2 protein-coding genes and 1 pseudogene are annotated in these 1,455 nt (G+C 73.3%); all 3 read right to left on the bottom strand.

The window, feature by feature from the left end:
* Positions 1-178 (bottom strand): annotated as a pseudogene (locus FV228_RS34555) (anti-sigma factor); the annotation flags it as partial.
* Between the two features lie 96 nt (positions 179-274).
* Positions 275-898: a sigma-70 family RNA polymerase sigma factor gene (locus FV228_RS29545; protein WP_147857704.1), complete on the bottom strand. Its 624-nt coding sequence runs from the start codon at positions 896-898 to the stop codon at positions 275-277.
* A 44-nt stretch (positions 899-942) separates the two neighbouring features.
* On the bottom strand, positions 943-1,455 hold a 513-nt coding region (locus FV228_RS29540; RefSeq protein WP_147857703.1), incomplete at its 5' end, for a glutathione peroxidase.

The raw sequence follows: 1,455 nt of genomic DNA, 5'->3' as shown, positions 1-1,455 counted from the left end.
GCCCGGGCATGCGCTCGAAGGCGGCCCGGAGGGCGTCGCGGTCGTGCAGGTCGGCCATCACCTGGGCGGCGGCCCCGGGATGGGCGGCCAGGTGCGCCTCGACGTCGAGACGGCGCATCGGGTCGATCTGCCCGTCGACGAAAGCGATGAGGTCGTCGTCTGTTATCGGATCCATCATCGGTGAAGTCCTCGGTTCCAGCGTGCCGCCGGGGCGGATCCGCCGGTCGTCATCGTCTCTGTTCCGGCCCTGCGCGGCCGGTCCGGGTCGAATGCCTCAGGCATCTCCGGCGGCGCGCTTTATCGGCGGCCGGTCCCGGGTCTGGTCGGAGGCGACGAGGCGCAGGCCCGGGAAGGTGCCGCGCCGGACATCCGGCCGGTTCGTTTCGGGCTCGGCCTCGGTCGTGCCCCGGGCGCCGTCCTCGAAGGCGCGCAACGCCGCCCGGCCGCGGCCGAGGCGGGACATCAGCGTGCCGATCGGGATCCCCAGCACCGCGGCGGCGTCGGCGTAGGCCATGCCCTCCAGGGTCACGAGGTGCAGGGCGGCGCGCTGCTCCTCCGGCAGGGTCAGGAAGGCCTGCCGGATCTGGGCGAGGCGGACCCGGCCCTCCTGGGCGGGGGGCGCCATGTCCTCGCTCATCCGCACGAGTGCGTCGGCGTGCCGCGCCTCGACCTGGCGGCGGCGCTGCTCGTCGATGAAGGCGTTGTGCAGCACCGTCATCATCCAGGTGCGCAGGTTGGTGTTGGGGCGCAGGGACCCTTGCATCTCCAGGGCGCGCACCAGGGTATCGTGCACGAGGTCGTCCGCCCGCAGCGCGTCGCGGGTCAGCGAACGGGCGTAGCGCCGCAGGGGCACCAGCAGGTCGACGATGTCCGGATGCTTGAGCTTGTCTGACGCCATAGGGTGTGAACGCGGGGGCCCGGGCGTTTAATCCCGGGCGCCGTTCAGGCCTGATCGAGGGTGGCGGCGATGCCCGAGACGAGGCGCGGGTCGGTGGGCTCCACCTGGGTGGCGAAGGCGGCGGCCAAGGAGCCGTCCCGGGCGATCAGGTACTTGTGGAAGTTCCAGCGCGGGGTCTCGCCCGGCCGCTCCGCCGCCGCCCATTGGTAGAACGGGTGGGCGCCCGGCATCTTCACCCGGGTCTTGGCGGTCAGCGGGAAGGTCACGCCGTGATTCTTCCGCGCGGCCTCCGCGATGGCCGGCCCGTCGAGCGGCTCCTGGTTGCCGAAATCCGGCGACGGCACGCCGATCACCGTGAGGCCCCGGTCGCCGAAGCGGGTCCACAGGGTCTGGAGCCCGGCGAGCTGGCCGGCATAGCCGCAGGCCGTGGCGGTGTTGACCACCAGGATCGGCCGCCCGGCATAGGCCGAGAGCGGCATGGCGCCGCCCTCCGGATGCTCGAAGGCGAAGTCGCCCGCCCGCCCGGACGGCGCGGCCCCGGCGGCGCCGGCAAACCC

Source organism: Methylobacterium sp. WL18 (assembly GCF_008040015.1).
Classification (GTDB): Bacteria; Pseudomonadota; Alphaproteobacteria; order Rhizobiales; family Beijerinckiaceae; genus Methylobacterium; species Methylobacterium mesophilicum.
This window is presented reverse-complemented; position numbering and strand designations above follow the sequence as displayed.